We start from the raw sequence: 16,065 nt of genomic DNA, 5'->3' as shown, positions 1-16,065 counted from the left end.
TGTATTCTGCCCCGGAATTTGCATCGAGTTCTGACCCACTCTTTGATTAAATTTTCGGGGTTATGTTGGGGTTAGTTTGGTCTTTGTTTCCTTTTCGGTTACCCGGTTGCTGCTTCATCAGTCTTTCCTTAACGAGCCCATGAAGGTATACGACTTTCGTCGAAGCATAAAGCTAGCTAACATACGGGTTGTATGTAGTCTCGAAGCGCTATCTGAGAAATTGGTCATATGCTGCTTTAAAACCGCTAGGAACACTTGCAGGATCAATAAGGGCCAATGTTGCTTTAAATCGCTCTCTGCATTTTGCAAAGGACATTACTCGTTGACCAAGGGTAGTATTTGGTAGCGAGGCGAGCCGTATCATTGTCGCAATTTCCCTTGGGGAAAACGCCCTGATTATTTGCTCATAATTTGGCGAAGCAGCCCAACAGACACCGTACTGATTGCCGATGTTGCAGCAGACAACAACTTGAACAAATTGCTCTTGCACTGTTTCTGGTATAGCGCCTTGACGCGATAACTCTAATAATCGTTCTGCAAAAGGTGGCTCATTGTAAAAGTTGTTCGTTGCATTATGGACATTCCATAGGCGCTCAACTGCTCGATAAAATACGACATGCTGCTCGGATTCATTCAGTAATGTCAACAGTCCCAGTTTTTCGAAAAACTGTAATGATGCTGTATGACGCGGTTCATCGCCTTTTGCAGCATATTCGCTGTGCTTGTTAATGAGATCAGAGCGAAGCGAGGCGGTAAAACGATCTTTGAGAGCATTGCAGATATCTAGTGCGTTCAGTCTGGACGGTTCGGATGTGTTGGAGTCGCAGTAGATTCCATATGCCATTCCGGTTAGCATCTGACGCTGCGCATCATGCGTCTCAGAAAGACGTTGTACCCAAATTATTTTTTGATTCTCATTAAATCTCGCTCCCTTTACGGCGGAAATAAAGGCGCCAATATCAACACCTTTTGGCGACGCAGCATCAGCGAGGGCGTAGCGAACGCATCTATTCAAAAAGGTAGTGAATTCGCGATCATTTATAGTACCAATGGTCGGATGCGCAGCAGAAAAGTTGTTGCGCACGTCTCGACATTGATCAAGAAAGAAAAATCCGTCCTCATCGACCAAATTTAACTTGAGGCAAAGATCTAACAGGCGGCTGTCCTGCAGTTCCAGCAAATGCTTTTCCTCGAAATCCATTTGTTGAATTTGTGCAACTATAGGCAACCCAAAGTTGCGAACTTTTGTTCGTAACTGCAAGATGGCTGCATTCCAGATATAGTTCATTGCTCCGTCAAATAAACCAGTACTTACTGCCACACACATTCGGGCAACTAGTTCCCCTCGTAAAGCAGGGGGAATCTCTCGTAGTTCACGCGGCAGATCGTTCCACGCATATTGAATTTCTTCATCACTTGCTAGTACAGTTCGAGGAATCCCAAGGGCAGCCGTCAACGATGAGAGGGAGGGGAGGATTGTCGCTGGAAGTGCTGGCAAAATTGGTGCAGGGGGTTTCGGGACCAGCGCTGACATGACTTCTCCTAGCAAATTGACGTTCGACGATCGTAGCGTGTTGACTTCATGTTGCCACGAGGAAGTTGAAAAATCAACACTAACTATCTATGTCGTAAATTTCAAGTAGGTAAGAATTGACGTTACTTTTTGACTACGGGAATCGGCACGTGGACGCTTGGACAATTCTGTCGGACGAAATTGCTCGGCAACGGTAACAGGGGTATGGAGGGGCGTTGGACGATTGGGTAAATTGAGTCTGGAGACTGGCCGGAAATCAACCGGACACCAGGACTTTGTGTTCGACAAACAAAAACGCCAACCTGCATGGGTTGGCGATTGTCTAGGAATGTTCTTGGCGGCCCGGAGCGGAATCGAACCACCGACACAAGGATTTTCAATCCTTAGCTCGAATGGATATGTTTTGTTGCATTAATTCATGGTGTAGGTAGGAAACTTTTTGGTAAGGGCATCGTTGGGGGGATTCTTTAATCTACCATCCGTCGAAATCAGCCACCCATGCGCTTTACCAGCTATGATTCGAATCCCCCTCTCCCCACCCTTCGGCCCCCATTTCCCGTTTCTTCCCAGAGAGAATCACGCCCCCTGCCGGCCGTGCCCGGGCATCCGAAGATCCGAAAGGGCCGTGCCTGAGGAAGTCGCCCTTTCCGTATCACCCAACTGCTACCACGGCGCGGCAGCCTCGTGCACCGCGGGTGCGCGATCTTGGTTCTCTTTCCGACTGAACGGGCTACTACGGCGCCCCTGCGTCGAGCGCAGCAGTCCGGGTGCACAGCCTGGCCGGATCTGCCATTCCTGCGCCGTCTTCCTCCACCTTGCCGCAAAAAATGTCAGCGGCAGCGCTGCGGTGACTGCGGATGCCGCAGAGCTTGCCCCGTCGCCGTGTCGATCCGTTGTCGTGTGATCAGGATTGGGCCGGTGGCACGCCTTGCGCGATGACGGCCTGGATTTCCTTGCAAGCGTCCTCGAGCAGGGATTTGAGGTGGTCGACACCCAACTTCTCCATCGCGTCGCGCAACCCCACCAGCGTCAGGGCTGCGGCCACATCGCCATCGGCGTCGAACAGTGGCATGGCGGCGCCCGAGAGCCATTCGTCGAGTTCGCCTCGGGAGAAATAAAAACGCTCGTTGCGTATCTCCGTGAGCCGTGAGCGAAATTCGGGCCAGGTCGCGCCGAGGCCGGCGGCCGCTGCCTCAGCCGCGCATGATTCATAGATTTTCACCAATTGCGCGCGTGGCGTGAAGGCCAGGATGACCTTCGGTGCGGCGCCCTTGAACAGGGGACGCGGACGCCCTCGGCCATAGCTGAACTGCAGGGTGGGATCGGCGCTGGCCCGGTACGTATCGACGAGCCGTGTCGCCAGAATCGTCGACAGGACGCCATCGAGTCCGGCGCGCTTGGCCAGTTCATCGACGACGGGCACGGCAGCGAGCAGCACCGGATCGCTGCGGCGCAGCAGGAAGTCAAGTTCAATGATGCGCGGCCCCAGCGAGTAGCGGCCAGCCGCTGCCTTGCGCAAAAAGCCGGCCGCGACCAGATCCTTGACATAGCGGTAGCCCGTGGCCCGCGTATAGCTCAATTTCTCGTTGATCTCGTCGGCGTGCCAGACCGGGTGCGCTTCATCGAACAGGTTAAGGATGGCAAAAACTTTGGTTGAACTGGTCATGGGAAATCTTGTGCGGGTTCAGTCCGGTGCGAAACAGGACCGTGGTGAACGTAGGAGTGTGGCAACTTGCATGTCAGTGAATCTTACCATTTGCGACGAATTTACATCCATCTCTTGACGGAAAAATATTTCGATCATAGAATAATCTCACATTTTGAGATTTTTAATTATGGAGATAAGATGAAACTCGTAAGTTTTGAACGTCAAGGTAAAAGCGGATTTGGTGTCGTCACGGCCGATGGCGAAGGCGTCATCGACCTGGTTGCCGCCCTGGGCAATCGCTACCGCGATCTGCAGAGCCTGCTTGCGGCGGATGCCGTCGAGGAAGTGCGCCCCTTGCTCGGCCGCGCTGCCGACTTCGCGCTGGCCGATGCCACGCTGCTGCCGGTCATCCCCAACCCGAGCAAGATCTGGTGTGTCGGCCTGAACTATGCTGATCACGTGCTCGAGACGGGCCGCGAAATATCGGAGCAGCCGGTGTTCTTCCTGCGCGTGGCCGATTCGCAAGTCGGCCACGGCGTGGCGATCCCGCGCCCGCCGGAATCACCGACGCTCGACTTCGAGGGCGAGATCGCCATTGTCATCGGCAAGCCTGGCCGCCGCATTGCCGAGGCGGACGCCTGGGACCACATCGCTGGCTACGCCTGCTATAACGACGCCTCCATCCGCGCATGGCAGATGCACACGCAGCAGTGGTGCCCGGGCAAGAACTTCTGGCGCACCGGCGCGTTCGGTCCCTGGATGGTCACGGCCGACGAGATTCCCGCTGGCGCCGTCATGACGCTGGTAACGCGGTTGAATGGTGTCGAGGTGCAGCGCGCCACCACCGAGATGCTGATCCACAGCATTCCGCGCCAGATTGCCTACGCTTCCTCGATTGCGCCACTGCAAGCCGGTGATGTGATCGTGACCGGCACGCCAGGCGGCATCGGCGCCAAGCGCACCCCGCCGCTGTGGATGAAGCCTGGCGACATTGTCGAAGTGGAAGTCGATCGCCTCGGCATCCTGCGCAATCCGATCGTTGACGAGTATTAACAGCCTGCGGATAGCCTGCCCATGCATGCGCATGGCCGGCTATCCGCCACGCTTCCTTTCGAATAATTAAAGCCGCCTCCCAGCGCGGCGCTGGATCAAAGTGCCATGAATATAACGCCTTCCCTTCCTTTGAACGACCGCTATGACGTGGCAGTGATTGGAATCGGCCCCGTCGGCGCGACGCTGGCCAATCTGCTCGCCTTGCGCGGCCTGCGCGTGCTTGCGCTCGACCGCGAGCCCGATATCTACCAGCTGCCGCGCGCGATCCAGTTCGACGGCGAGTGCATGCGCGTATTCCAGACCATCGGCATCGCCGACCAGCTGATGCCGGGGCTGTTCGTTGCGCCTGGCATGAAGTTCCTGGGTGCCGATGGCAGCTTGTTGCTCGACTGGCAGCGCTCCACCGAACGGGGGCCGCAAGCCTGGCATCCCAGTTACCGCTTTCATCAGCCGACGCTGGAGCGGGCGCTGCGCGCGCGCCTGGCCGAACAGGCGGGCGTCGACCTGCGCTTGCGCCACGAAGTGTTCAGCGTCGAAGAGGGCGCCAATGATGTCGCGCTGCGTCTCGAAGACACCGCGAGCGGACGCCTGCTGCGTGCCAGTGCCCGCTATGTGGTGGGCTGCGATGGCGCGCGGTCGACCGTGCGGCGCTTCATCGGCACCGAACTGGAAGATCTGCGCTCGCACGAGCGCTGGCTGGTGGTCGATGTCATCTTGCGCCGCGACCGCCCGGACCTGGGCGACCACGCCGTCCAGTATTGCGACCCGGCCCGCCCGGCAACCTACGTGCGCGGACCTGGCGACCGGCGGCGCTGGGAGTTCATGCTGCTGGCCGGAGAAGACGCCGCCGTCATGAGCCGGCCCGAGTCGATCTGGCAGCTGCTGTCGCGCTGGATTACCCCGGACGACGCCGTCCTCGAACGGCCGGCGGTCTACACCTTCCACTCGGTGGTGGCCAAAGGCTGGCGTTCGGGCCGCTTGCTGATCGCCGGCGACGCCGCGCACCAGACGCCGCCGTTCATGGGGCAGGGCATGGCCGCCGGCATACGCGATGCGTCCAACCTGGCCTGGAAACTGGCCGATGTCATTGCCGGTGACGCCGGTGAGGAACTGCTCGACACGTACGAGTCCGAGCGTTCGCCGCACGTGCGGGAATTCATCGAGACGGCCGTGCGCCTCGGCGGCGTGATCCAGACCCAGGACCCGGAAGACGCCCGCCGCCGCGACCGCGAGATGCTGGCCAATCCCCAGGTCTTTGCCACGCCACAGCCACGCCTGGGGCCAGGCGTGCACGCGGGCGGCGGCCCGGCAGGCCTCATCGGCGAACAGCCGGTACTGGCCGAAGGCATGCTGTTCGATGACAAGGCCGGCTATGCGTTTGCGCTGCTCGTCGACTCCACGTGGGACATCGCCGGCGCGGACCCGCGCGTGCAGCTGATACGGGCCGATACGCCGGGCGCGCGCGACTGGCTGCGGCGGCTGGGCGCCGGGGCGGTATTGCTGCGCCCGGATCGCTATGTCGCCGGCCTAGCGGCCGCGCCGCAGGATGTCAAGCGGCTGCTGCAATTCGCGGCAGTGCTCTGCGAACAACTTGCCCCGGCGTGAACACCGGCCGCCGAGGATGCGCTCGGCGGTCCTTATGAATCCTATCGACTGACCATGATGCCCAATTCCCTCACTCCCACGTCCTCCGCAGCGGTCGCGCAGCGGCCTGGCCTGGCCTTCAGCCACTTCGGCATGTTTGCCACCGACATGGCCAAAATGGAGGACTTCTACACGCGCGTCCTCGAATTTACCGTCACCGACCGCGGCCAGCTGCCCGGACCGAATGGCACCATCAATATCGTCTTCATGAGCCGCGATCCGGCCGAGCACCACCAGATCGTGCTCATGAGCGGGCGTCCCGCCGATGTCTCGTTCAACGTCATCAACCAGATTTCGCTGAAGGCCGACAGCCTGCCCACCCTGAAGGAGATGCACCGCCGCATACAGGCCGAAGGCTTGCCCGGCATTGCACCTGTGACGCACGGCAACTCGCTGTCGATCTACGTGCCGGATCCCGAAGGCAACCGGCTCGAACTGTACTGGGACTTGCCCTGGTACGTTTCGCAACCGCTGCGCGAACCGGTCGACCTGACGCTGCCGGACGAGCGCATCCTGGCCCTGGCCGAAGCCCATGCGCGCTCGCTGGCCGGTTTCAAGCCCCGCCACGAATGGCGCGCCGAAATGGCCCGCCGCATGGGCATCGAGTAAGGAAGCCGCCATGACCCCGAAAGCACATATCGTGGCGCTGGAGGAACAACGCCGCATGGCGATGCTGGCCGGCGACGGTGCGGCGCTGCGGGCGCTGTTCGCTGCCGACCTGCGCTATGGTCATTCGACGGGCGCCGTCGATACGCACGACAGCCTGCTGAGCAGGCTGACGGCAGGGGAGGTCGTCTACCGGCACCTCGCCTTCGAGCAACTGGTGGTGACGATGAACGACGATGCCGCCATCGTTTCAGGTGAAATGCACGCGACGATCTGCAAGGATGGCGAGGTGCGGCAACTCGCCAGCCGCTACCAGGCCGTATGGCTGCGCCGTGGCGGCACCTGGCAATTCTGCGCTTTCCAGAGCAGCAAACTGCCCTAGCGTGGCCATGCGGATGTTCATCAGGCGGACAAACAGAATGCAATCCGGACAGGCGGGGCGGGCGGCCCGTAGACTGCATTTCATCGTTCAATACAAGGAGATTGTCATGGCCCGATTGTCAGAACCGCAGCGCTCTAGCCCGCTGTCCGCCGCCCACCCTGCCAGGCGGGCGCCATGAAGCGCTGGGATGTCATCATTGCCGGCTACGGCCCGGTTGGCGCCACGCTGGCCATTCTGCTCGGGCAGCAGGGCCAGCGCGTGCTGGTGCTCGAGCAGGCCGGCGCGGCCTTCGACAAGCCGCGCGCGATCGGCATGGACCACGAGGCGATGCGGGTGATGCAGGCGTGCGGCATCGCCGACGCGCTGGCCGACAAGATCCGTCCCTTCCGTGGCGCCCAGTGGATCGGCGTCGACGGCCAGGTGATCGAAGAGATCGATGCGCACCCGGGGCCGTTTCCCCTCGGCTGGGCGCCCAATTTCACTTTTATCCAGCCACAGCTGGAAGCCTTGCTGCGCGAACGCGTCCGCCATCTGCCCACGATCGAGGTGCGCCTGTCCCACAAGCTGACCGGGCTTGCGCACGATGCGGCGGGAGTGACGGTGTGCGCCAGCGACAGCGCATCGGGCGAGTCGCTGTCGTTCGCGGCGGACTATTTGCTCGCTTGCGATGGCGCCGGCAGCACCGTGCGCGGCCAACTGGGCATCGGGCTGGAGGACCACGCCTTCGATGAATGGTGGGTCGTGCTCGATGCCTTCCTGAAGCGCCCCCTGTCGTTGCCCGAGACGGGCCGCCAGTTCTGCCACCCGCAGCGCCCCGTCACCTACATTCCCGGACCGCAAGGCCTGTACCGTTGGGAATTGAAGGTGATGCCGCACGAGCAGGCCGAACACTTCAAGCACACTGAAAACATACTGGCTGCCCTCGATGCGTATGTCGATACCGGCGCCCTCGAGGTGTGGCGCAGCGCCGTCTACCGTTTCCATGCGCTGGTTGCCAGGCAATGGCGGCAGGGCAGGGTGCTGCTGCTCGGCGATGCCGCGCACCAGACCCCGCCTTTCATGGGGCAAGGCCTGTGTGCAGGCATCCGCGACGCCGTCAATCTGGCGTGGAAGCTGCAGATGGTGCGCCAGGGCCGGGCTTCCAGCGCCTTGCTCGATACCTATGAGGCGGAGCGCCGCCCGCATGTCACGACATTGATCACCCGCACCAAGGCGATAGGCGAGCGCATCGGCGAACTCGATGTGCACCGCGCCCGTGCGCGCGACGCGGCGATGCTGGCCGAGATGGCGGTCGCGCCGCGGCCGCGACTGCGGCAGAGCCTGATCCCGTTGCTCGATTCCGGGGTGCTCGACCCGCAACGCTCGCCTGCCAGCGGCCAGATACTGGTGCAGCCGCGCGTGCACGATGGCGATGCTGCCGACAGCTTGCTCGATACCTGTCTGGGGGACGGCTTCGTGCTGCTGACCACCACCACGCAGGCACAGGCCTGGCTCGATGCGCCGGCGCAGCAGCAGTGGCTCGCCATCGGCGGCGCGCGGCTGGTGCTGTCCGGCGCGGAAGCGGCGAGCGGGCCTTGTGCATTTGCTCCGGTATTGCGTGAAACCACGCCCCTGTTTGAAACGATGGCGCTCGCGCATGGCTTTGCGGCGCTGATCGTGCGCCCGGACCGCACGGTGTTCGGCAGTGCCGCCACCGCCAGTGAACTGTGCCGCCTGGTGCATGCGCTGCACTCCCTGCTGCAGCCAGCGCAGGCAAGCTGACCCTTTGCAAAGGAATATGATGACAACACCACACAACAGCAGCATGGATGATTACCGCAGCATCTGGACCGACCTGGCCACCACGTCCTTCCGGCAGGGTTATATCGACGCCGGCGGCCTGCGCACGCGCTACGTCCAGGCCGGCCCCGCCGACGCGCCAGCATTGCTGATGCTGCATGGCACGGGCGGCAGCTGGGAAACCTTCAGCGGCAACCTTGGCCCGTTCGCCGCGCAGTTCAATTGCATCGCCTTTGACATGGTCGGCAGCGGCTACACCGACAAGCCCGACGTGGACTATGAGATCGGCGTGTATGTCGAACATGCGCGCGCCGTGATGACGGCGTTCGGCATCGAACGGGCCAGCTTCATCGGCGTCTCGCTCGGCGCCTGGATTGCGGCGCGTTTTGCCCTGACCTATCCGCAGATGATCGACAAGCTCATTCTGGTGTCGCCGGCCGGCCTCATTTCCAACGCCGCCAACATGGCCCACATCGTCGCGCAGCGCAGCCAGGCGGCTGACGCGCCCACGTGGGAGAACATCAGGAACGTCTTCACGCGGCTGATTCTGCTGGAAAAGAACCGCATCGACGACATCGTCGCCGTGCGCCGCGCCATCGTGTCGCTGCCCGGCGCGAAGGAAGCCATGAAGCATATCCTGGTGCTGCAGGACCCCGAGATCCGCCAGCGCAACACGATCACCGAAGACGAATGGCGCCAGCTGGCCGCCCCCGTGCTGCTGATCGGCGCCATCGATGAGCAGGATGCCTATCTCGAAACGGCGCAGCGCCTGCGCTCGCTGCTGCCCCAGGCCAGCTATGTCGAGATTGCCCAGGTGGGCCATTGGGGCCACTTTGAAGATCCGGCTGCGTTCAACCGCGCCGGCATCGCCTTCTTGCTCGGGCACGGATAATGCCGGTGACGCACCACCCGGTTCACGCGCTGGCCAGGGGCCTGGCGGTGATGGAAGCGGTCGGCCAGCTGGGCAAGGCATCTGCCGCCCAGGTCGCCACCGCCACCGCCATCCCCCGTCCGAGCGCCTATCGCTTGCTCGAGACGCTCTGCGAACTGGGCTATGTGCAGCGCGAAGGGCGACGCGACGGCTACAGCCTGGCCTTGCGCCTGCGCGCGCTGGCCTCGGCTTGCCGTGAAACCGACTGGCTCGCCGAGATTGCCGAGCCGCACCTGACGCGTCTGGCGAACGAGGTGGTGTGGCCGTGCGACATCGCCACTTACCAGGGCGGCGGCATGGTGATACGCGCCACCACCCACGGGCGCAGCCCGCTGTCGCTCGAACGCATTGCGAGCGGCCGCTTCGTGCCGATGCTGACGACGGCGACGGGCCGCGCCTACCTGGCGTTTTGCAGCGCGTTCGAGCGCCAGGCCATCGTCGACACGCTCGGCGATACGGGCCTGTCGGCGCGTGACGATATGCGTCACCCCTTGCTCCTGCAGCGCGAGCTTGAGGCCACGCGCAAGCGCGGCTATGGCGTTCGCCGCCGCGGGGCGCAGGTGAAGACGTCGAGTATCGCGGCGCCCATCATGGCTGGCGAGCAACTGGTCGCCTGCATCACCCTCAACTGGATCGACAGCGCCGCCGAGATGGCGACGATCATCGAGCGCCATCTGGCGTCCCTGCAAGCGGCGGCGCGCGGCATCGGCGACGCCTATTTTTCTGCCCTGCGGCAGCCGTCCGCGCTCGCCGCGCACAGCCTTTCACCCTGATTTCCCCTCAACCTTTTACTGACTGACCATCATGAATCCATCCAGCAAAACTTACGACGTCGGCGGTGTTGCCATGCCGCGCCCCTTCAAGCTCGTCCGCCTGGGGCACCTGGGCTTGTGGGACCCGGCAATCGCCCGCTGCCAGACCAACTTCATCGACCTGCTTGGCTTGCGCCACACGGACAATGTGCGCACGCCGAATGGCGACGTGATGGGCTTTTTCACCACTTGCAATACCGACCATCATGCGCTGATCGCCATGGATCCGACCGACACGGATCCGGTGCGCAAATCGTATTTTGATGCCGGCATCACGCTCAATCAGCTGTCCTTCCAGGTCAACAGCCTGCGCGAAATCAACGACGCCCACAGTTTCTTCATCAGCAAGGGCGTCCAGATCAGCCGCATTGGCCGCGATCTTCCCGGCAGTAACTGGGCCGTCTACGCCTTCGATCCCGATGGCCACCGGGTCGAGCTGTTCTACGGCATGGAGCAGATCGGCTGGAGCGGCGTGAGCAAGCCGGAAGCCATGTATCACCGCCTGCCGCAGACGGAGTTCCAGCTGCCCCAGCGCGCCGAGGCCGAAGAGGTGCGCGAGGCGCGCGAGCAGGGCATCGACCTCGGCTCGGGTTTCGGCAGCCTGTCGCAGCTGCCCTACATCTACGATGTGGGCGGCGTCCTGCTGCAGCGGCCATTCAAGGTGTCGCGCGTGGGGCCGGTACGGATCTTCGTCGCCGACCTGGACGCCTCGGAGCACTTCTATACGGACATTGTTGGCCTGGAAAAGACGCAGGAAGTGATGTACCAGGGCCATCGTTGCGTGTACCTGCGCGCCGGCAGCGAGCATCACAGCGTGGCGCTGATTCCGCTGGCGCTGCGCGCGCAACTGGAGATGAGCCCGAAGACGACCATGATGAGCCTTGGCCTGCAGGTGCAGACCTACGCCCAGCTGCGGGCCGCGCGCGCGTTTCTGGCCGCAAATGGCCTCGTCGAGGTGCCATTCCCCGCCGAGCTCCACCCCGGCGTGCAATATGCCGCCCATTTCATGCTTGATGACATGCATCGCATCGAACTGTACTTTGACATGGACCAGATCGGCTGGAATGGCGAGGTGCGTCCTCCCGCCGCGCCCGTGCCCGGCAACGCGTGGCCCGAGACGCTGCCCGCGACGGCCGCGACGTTCGCCGGACACATCCGTCAAGGCCCGCTGGGCTGACATGCCAGCGGCAGGGGAGCCGTGCGACCAGGCCTCTTTTTACCGCGCCACTGCGGCGGTCCCTCGACGGCCGCCGCCGCTTTTCCGCATAAAGCCGGCATGTCGAGGCATGGCCTGCAGGCAGGCCTGTTTCGGGCGTCGTCACGCCGCCCGTGATCAAACATTCTCGCCAGAACCATAAAATCAAAAAATCCTATTATTTGCGATAAAAATATAATTTACCTTGACTGTCAAAAATACGGGAAGTAACATAGTCGCAAATAATAAGATATTTAAAGTGTGGTCGCTCACGAAGTTATCCAGCTTTATCCAACCGAACACGGCCTTATCCCGGCCGTTTTCCCTGGCGGCAGAGCGTGCTCCCCATGCGCTCCACGGCTGGGTTAGCAGCGAGTGCCGGCGTAGCCATACAGCAGGCGCATGGTCAGGCCTGCCGACATACAACAGGGTGCTGGCAACACCGCTATCCGACAACTCCGCATCAGACGGACAGGGTAGGGCGCTTGCGCCGAACTGATAATTAAAATATCCATGAGACAAGGTCATATGAAAATCCAATTTCCGATCTTCCTGGGGGCCATGACAGCCTTGCTGTCCCATCCGGCCGTAGCGCAGAGTTCCGTTTCTTTCTATGGCGTCGTCGATGTGGGCCTCACCTACCTGGACAATTCCGGTGGCCGCTCGCGGACCTCCGTCGATTCCAGCCCGAGCAAGCCTTCACGCTTGGGCTTGCGCGGCGTCGAAGACCTCGGCGGCGGCCTGGCGGCTATTTATAACGTCGAGGCCGGCATACTTGTGGATACCGGCATGCAGTTTGACGCCACGACCTTATGGAGCCGCGAGGCAAGCGTAGGCCTGGTCAGCCGGACCTGGGGTACGCTTAAGATGGGCCGCATGCCTGACCTCTCCTACACGGACCTGGGCGTGCTCGACGGCACGCCGATGATCGAAGGCGGCATGCAGTCCGGCTACACGGGCTTCGGCAGGCCGGCGGGGCAACCGGGTCCCCCTCCGCCGGTCGATCTTCATTATGGTGGCGCCCGCTATAACAACGCCATCAAGTGGCTGGGCGATCTGGGGCATTTCCGCGCCGGTCTGATGTATGCATTGGGACGCGAGGATGGCAACGACAAGATGTGGGGGGCGATGCTGCGCTACGCGTCCGGCGGATTCATCGTCGGCGCCGCCTACACCCGGGACAACTTCACGACGGCGGTCTTTGCCCGTCAGGCCTTGCTGATCAAGACGCAATACAACACCGGATCTTTCACCTATGCCGCCAACTACGGCATCGGCAAGGATGACACCTCCCTCGCGCAGAATCGTCCGCTGGAACTGGTCGTGCTGTACGCGCCGACTGAGCGCTGGCGTGTCGGTGGCGGCTTGGGATATGCATGGGCGAGAAACGCGAGCGGACAAAAAGCGCGCATCGAACAACCTTTCGTCGGCGTGAAGTACCTGCTGAGCCAACGCACGGAGCTGTATACGATTGCGGCCCATGTCAAGACGAGCGACCCCACGGTGGTGCCGGCCAGTTTCGGCCCCTCGGGTGGCGCGCTGGCCGTATCCTCGTCGGATGCGATGAGCGGGCTGCGTCTGGGCATGGTGCACAACTTCTGACCAGGTTCCCATGCAACGCCATATTTCTCATGTGAACTTATTAGGCAAAAACGCAAGGGCGGGCCGCGCAGCCATCCCGCCAATGCGTTGGCTTGGGCGGCGTGGTTGCCTCCACTGTTTCGAGTCCGCTATTGCTAGCCGGATTCTTATCTTAACCATGGATTTTTAATGATATCTGATTTTGATGTGATCGTTGTCGGGGCGGGGCCGACCGGCCTGACGATGGGCCACCTGCTGGGAAAAATGGGCATACGCACCCTGATCATCGAACGCAACAAGGAGACCGTCGCCCAGCCCAGGGCCGTCTCCATCGACGACGAGGCCTTGCGCACCATGCAGGCGGCGGGCGTCCTGCAGGAGGTGCTGGCCGATGTCGCGCTCGATTATGGCCTGGCGTCGTTCGACGCTTCTGGCCGGCAATTGCAGGCGGTGCACCCGACGACGCGCGAGTACGGATTTCCGCGCCGCAATGCCTTCGTCCAGCCGCTGCTGGAAGGGGCCTTGAACAGGAGCCTGGTCAGCAAGGCGGGTGTCTCCACCCTGTTCAGCACCAGGTGCATCGGCATCTCCGAAAGCGGCGAGCACGTCGATGTGCGCGTCGTCGATGCCGATGGCAAGGAGCGCGAGCTGCGCAGCCGTTTCGTGATCGGCGCCGATGGTGCCAGCAGCTTTGTGCGCCAGTCGATAGGCGCGACGCTGGAAGGGGCGACCTTCGACCAGCGCTGGCTGATTATCGATCTTGAAAATACCAAGGACCGCTTCCGCGAGTCGATCGGCTATTTCGATCCGGCCCGTCCGGCAGTCAATCTGCCCGGCCCCGATGGCCGGCGGCGCTTCGAATTCATGTTGCACCCGCATGAGAAAGACACCGACTTCCTCGACGACAAGGTGATACGCGAGCTGCTGTCGCGCTATGGCCCCGACCAGGACGCCCATATCGTGCGCAAGCAGGTATATGGCTTCCATGCGCGGGTTGCCGATCGCTGGCAGACGCGGCGCATCTTCCTGTGCGGCGACGCGGCCCATTTGAGCCCGCCATTTGCCGGGCAGGGCGTCAACAGCGCCTTCCGCGACGTGCACAACCTGTCGTGGAAAATCGCCGCCGTCGTGCGCGGTGACATGGGACCCGGCGTGCTGTCGAGCTACCAGGTCGAGCGCGAACCGCATGCCCGCGCGCTGATCGACATGGCCGTCAAGAATGGCAAGCACTTCATGGTCAAGCCAGGGCTGCATGCGCGCCTGGCCAACCTGGGTACGCGCCTGGCGATGATGATACCGTCGGTGGCCGAGCATTACGCCCAGATGAAAAACAAGCCGAAGGGCAGCTACACGCAGGGCTTCCTGGCCGGCGCCGGCAGCTCCGAGCGCGTCGGCCGCCTTGCCCCGCAGCCGACGCTGGAAACGCTGGACCGCCGGCTGCACCTGATGGATGAGCTGATCGGCGTCGGCTTTGCCCTCCTCGTCATCGGCATCGATGCGCAGGAAGCGGCCGCCACGCTTGCCGCCGCCGACTGGAAACTGCCCGGCGTGCGGGTGCTGGCGATCGTGCCAAGAAATTACAACCTGCATCGCAGCATCTGGACGCAGGGGGCCGGACGCGATATCAACGACGCGTTTGGCGCCGATGCGAATACGCGCGTGCTGCTGCTGCGCCCGGACCGCTATGTCGCCTTCGATGCGCCCTACGCGCATAACCCGGAGCAGCTGGCGCAGCGCGTGCGCGCGCTGGTCGAGACTACCTTCGAGCCCGTCAGCGAGGCGCCGTCAGCGTCCTCGACAGGCTGAGAAAGCGGCCGTTGCAGCAGGCAGCGGCCCAGCGGAATTTAATTTGAACCAAGGAGATAGCAGTGATGGTAAATAACACGCAAGAGAGCACGGGCGACTTTGATGTCGATGATGTCGAATTTCTCAGCCATGACGGCAAGCCTCTGCTGGCGCGCGTCTATATTCCGCGCGGCACGGGACCGTTCCGCTCGATCATCGAAGTGCACGGCGGCGCGTGGAGCGACTTTGACCGCTTGCGCGGCAAGCACGTCCATGAGGCGCTGGCCCGCAACGGCATCACGGTCGTCGCCATCGATTTCAGGCAGGCGCAGGAAGGGCGTTATCCACGCTCCGTCGCCGACGTCAATTATGCGATCCGCTGGACCAAGGCGAATGCGGCGAAGCTGAAGACGACGCCGGACGCCGTTGGCATTTCCGGCAATTCCTCGGGGGGCCATCTGGCCATGCTGGTCGCCATGAAGCCCCACGATCCGCGCTTCGCCGCCATTGCCCTGCCGGACGGCGCCCAGTTCGATGCCAGCGTGCGCTGCGTCGTGATGCTCTGGCCCGTGATTAATCCGCTTGGCCGCTACCGCTACGCCAAGAGCCTGCTGGCCGCTGCGCATCCGCCGGTCTGGTGCGCGAAGATCATCGGCCTGCATGACGGCTACTGGCCGGGCGAGGCGGACATGGCCGAGGGCAATCCCATGCTGATGCTCGAACGCGGGGAGGACGTGCAAACGCCGCCGGCCATGTGGATACAAGCCAGCAACGATGAAGTGCATAACTACCTCGATCCCGATTCGCCGTTCAAGGGAACCGAACTCGAACGCTTCGCTTTCAACTACCGCAAGGCAGGCGGCAAATTTCAAGCGGAAATCATCGATGCGCCGCCGATGTTTACGACGGCTCATCCAACCCTGCCGGCGTCGATCGCGGCAGTGGACCGGCTCGTTGAGTTCGTGCGCAGCAATATTCCGGACCCGCGCGGCTAGGCGCAGCGCCCGCCGCGGCCGGATAGGACAGGGTCCAGTTCAAACAGTAAAGATAAAAAACTGGAGGACATGGGCATGCCGGCGCAGGGCAGTGCGCTTTGATTGCACAGGCGATGGCCG

The 16,065-nt window shown here is 62.1% G+C and carries 14 protein-coding genes; 11 read left to right on the top strand and 3 right to left on the bottom strand.

Going from position 1 to position 16,065, the window contains the following annotated elements:
• Positions 1–208: 208 nt before the first annotated feature.
• Complete coding sequence (locus tag BM193_RS08730; RefSeq protein WP_092798551.1) at positions 209–1,534, bottom strand: hypothetical protein; 1,326 nt, start codon at positions 1,532–1,534, stop codon at positions 209–211.
• 904 nt (positions 1,535–2,438) lie between these two features.
• Positions 2,439–3,200: an IclR family transcriptional regulator gene (locus BM193_RS08725; protein ID WP_092798230.1), complete on the bottom strand. Its 762-nt coding sequence runs from the start codon at positions 3,198–3,200 to the stop codon at positions 2,439–2,441.
• Positions 3,201–3,380: 180 nt separating this feature from the next.
• On the opposite strand from BM193_RS08725, the gene BM193_RS08720 reads away from it, so the two are divergent.
• The 8 genes from BM193_RS08720 to BM193_RS08685 all read left to right on the top strand — a co-directional run bounded on the left by BM193_RS08720 (position 3,381) and on the right by BM193_RS08685 (position 11,566).
• Positions 3,381–4,235 (top strand): fumarylacetoacetate hydrolase family protein, encoded by an 855-nt coding sequence (locus BM193_RS08720; RefSeq protein ID WP_092798231.1) that lies wholly within the window; start codon positions 3,381–3,383, stop codon positions 4,233–4,235.
• Positions 4,236–4,340: 105 nt separating this feature from the next.
• The gene (locus BM193_RS08715; protein WP_092798232.1) at positions 4,341–5,840 is read left to right on the top strand and encodes a bifunctional 3-(3-hydroxy-phenyl)propionate/3-hydroxycinnamic acid hydroxylase MhpA; all 1,500 of its coding nucleotides are present in this window, start codon (positions 4,341–4,343) and stop codon (positions 5,838–5,840) included.
• 54 nt (positions 5,841–5,894) lie between these two features.
• Positions 5,895–6,488, top strand: a complete 594-nt coding sequence (locus tag BM193_RS08710) for a VOC family protein (RefSeq protein WP_254785962.1) — start codon at positions 5,895–5,897, stop codon at positions 6,486–6,488.
• A 10-nt stretch (positions 6,489–6,498) separates the two neighbouring features.
• Positions 6,499–6,867: a nuclear transport factor 2 family protein gene (locus BM193_RS08705; protein ID WP_175533208.1), complete on the top strand. Its 369-nt coding sequence runs from the start codon at positions 6,499–6,501 to the stop codon at positions 6,865–6,867.
• A 174-nt stretch (positions 6,868–7,041) separates the two neighbouring features.
• Positions 7,042–8,628, top strand: a complete 1,587-nt coding sequence (locus tag BM193_RS08700) for a bifunctional 3-(3-hydroxy-phenyl)propionate/3-hydroxycinnamic acid hydroxylase (RefSeq protein ID WP_092798234.1) — start codon at positions 7,042–7,044, stop codon at positions 8,626–8,628.
• 16 nt (positions 8,629–8,644) lie between these two features.
• A complete protein-coding gene (locus tag BM193_RS08695; protein ID WP_217638483.1) occupies positions 8,645–9,538 on the top strand; it encodes an alpha/beta fold hydrolase in 894 nt (297 codons plus the stop codon).
• 5 nt (positions 9,539–9,543) lie between these two features.
• A complete protein-coding gene (locus BM193_RS08690) occupies positions 9,544–10,350 on the top strand; it encodes a helix-turn-helix domain-containing protein (RefSeq protein WP_175533207.1) in 807 nt (268 codons plus the stop codon).
• 31 nt (positions 10,351–10,381) lie between these two features.
• Positions 10,382–11,566: a VOC family protein gene (locus BM193_RS08685; RefSeq protein ID WP_092798237.1), complete on the top strand. Its 1,185-nt coding sequence runs from the start codon at positions 10,382–10,384 to the stop codon at positions 11,564–11,566.
• Positions 11,567–11,749: 183 nt separating this feature from the next.
• Here BM193_RS08685 and BM193_RS28260 read toward each other — a convergent pair whose 3' ends face one another.
• Positions 11,750–12,112, bottom strand: coding sequence for a hypothetical protein (locus BM193_RS28260; RefSeq protein WP_139176141.1), 363 nt, complete (start codon positions 12,110–12,112; stop codon positions 11,750–11,752).
• Between BM193_RS28260 and BM193_RS08680 the strand changes: the two genes are divergently transcribed.
• The 3 genes from BM193_RS08680 (at position 12,113) to BM193_RS08670 (ending at position 15,945) form a co-directional block, all read left to right on the top strand.
• A complete protein-coding gene (locus BM193_RS08680; protein ID WP_175533206.1) occupies positions 12,113–13,186 on the top strand; it encodes a porin in 1,074 nt (357 codons plus the stop codon).
• Positions 13,187–13,354: 168 nt separating this feature from the next.
• A complete protein-coding gene (locus tag BM193_RS08675) occupies positions 13,355–14,971 on the top strand; it encodes a bifunctional 3-(3-hydroxy-phenyl)propionate/3-hydroxycinnamic acid hydroxylase MhpA (protein WP_092832281.1) in 1,617 nt (538 codons plus the stop codon).
• Between the two features lie 65 nt (positions 14,972–15,036).
• Positions 15,037–15,945 carry an alpha/beta hydrolase gene (locus tag BM193_RS08670; RefSeq protein WP_092798240.1) on the top strand — a complete coding sequence of 303 codons (909 nt, stop codon included), beginning with the start codon at positions 15,037–15,039 and terminating at the stop codon, positions 15,943–15,945.
• Positions 15,946–16,065 lie beyond the last annotated feature (120 nt).

Origin of the sequence: Janthinobacterium sp. 344 (assembly GCF_900112025.1) — a bacterium.
Lineage (GTDB): Bacteria > Pseudomonadota > Gammaproteobacteria > Burkholderiales > Burkholderiaceae_D > Janthinobacterium.
Note: the sequence above shows the minus strand (reverse complement) of the source record. Positions and strands in the feature narration are given on the sequence as shown.

Bases quoted from the DNA above. Each gene is read 5' to 3' on its own strand.
- BM193_RS08695 (WP_217638483.1), top strand. From the start codon at position 8,645: ATGATGACAACACCACACAACAGCAGCATGGATGATTACCGCAGCATC.
- BM193_RS08685 (WP_092798237.1), top strand. From the start codon at position 10,382: ATGAATCCATCCAGCAAAACTTACGACGTCGGCGGTGTTGCCATGCCG.
- BM193_RS08670 (WP_092798240.1), top strand. From the start codon at position 15,037: ATGGTAAATAACACGCAAGAGAGCACGGGCGACTTTGATGTCGATGAT.
- BM193_RS08725 (WP_092798230.1), bottom strand. From the start codon at position 3,200: ATGACCAGTTCAACCAAAGTTTTTGCCATCCTTAACCTGTTCGATGAA.
- BM193_RS08680 (WP_175533206.1), top strand. From the start codon at position 12,113: ATGAAAATCCAATTTCCGATCTTCCTGGGGGCCATGACAGCCTTGCTG.
- BM193_RS08705 (WP_175533208.1), top strand. From the start codon at position 6,499: ATGACCCCGAAAGCACATATCGTGGCGCTGGAGGAACAACGCCGCATG.
- BM193_RS28260 (WP_139176141.1), bottom strand. From the start codon at position 12,112: ATGACCTTGTCTCATGGATATTTTAATTATCAGTTCGGCGCAAGCGCC.
- BM193_RS08730 (WP_092798551.1), bottom strand. From the start codon at position 1,534: ATGTCAGCGCTGGTCCCGAAACCCCCTGCACCAATTTTGCCAGCACTT.
- BM193_RS08720 (WP_092798231.1), top strand. From the start codon at position 3,381: ATGAAACTCGTAAGTTTTGAACGTCAAGGTAAAAGCGGATTTGGTGTC.
- BM193_RS08710 (WP_254785962.1), top strand. From the start codon at position 5,895: ATGATGCCCAATTCCCTCACTCCCACGTCCTCCGCAGCGGTCGCGCAG.
- BM193_RS08700 (WP_092798234.1), top strand. From the start codon at position 7,042: ATGAAGCGCTGGGATGTCATCATTGCCGGCTACGGCCCGGTTGGCGCC.
- BM193_RS08715 (WP_092798232.1), top strand. From the start codon at position 4,341: ATGAATATAACGCCTTCCCTTCCTTTGAACGACCGCTATGACGTGGCA.
- BM193_RS08675 (WP_092832281.1), top strand. From the start codon at position 13,355: ATGATATCTGATTTTGATGTGATCGTTGTCGGGGCGGGGCCGACCGGC.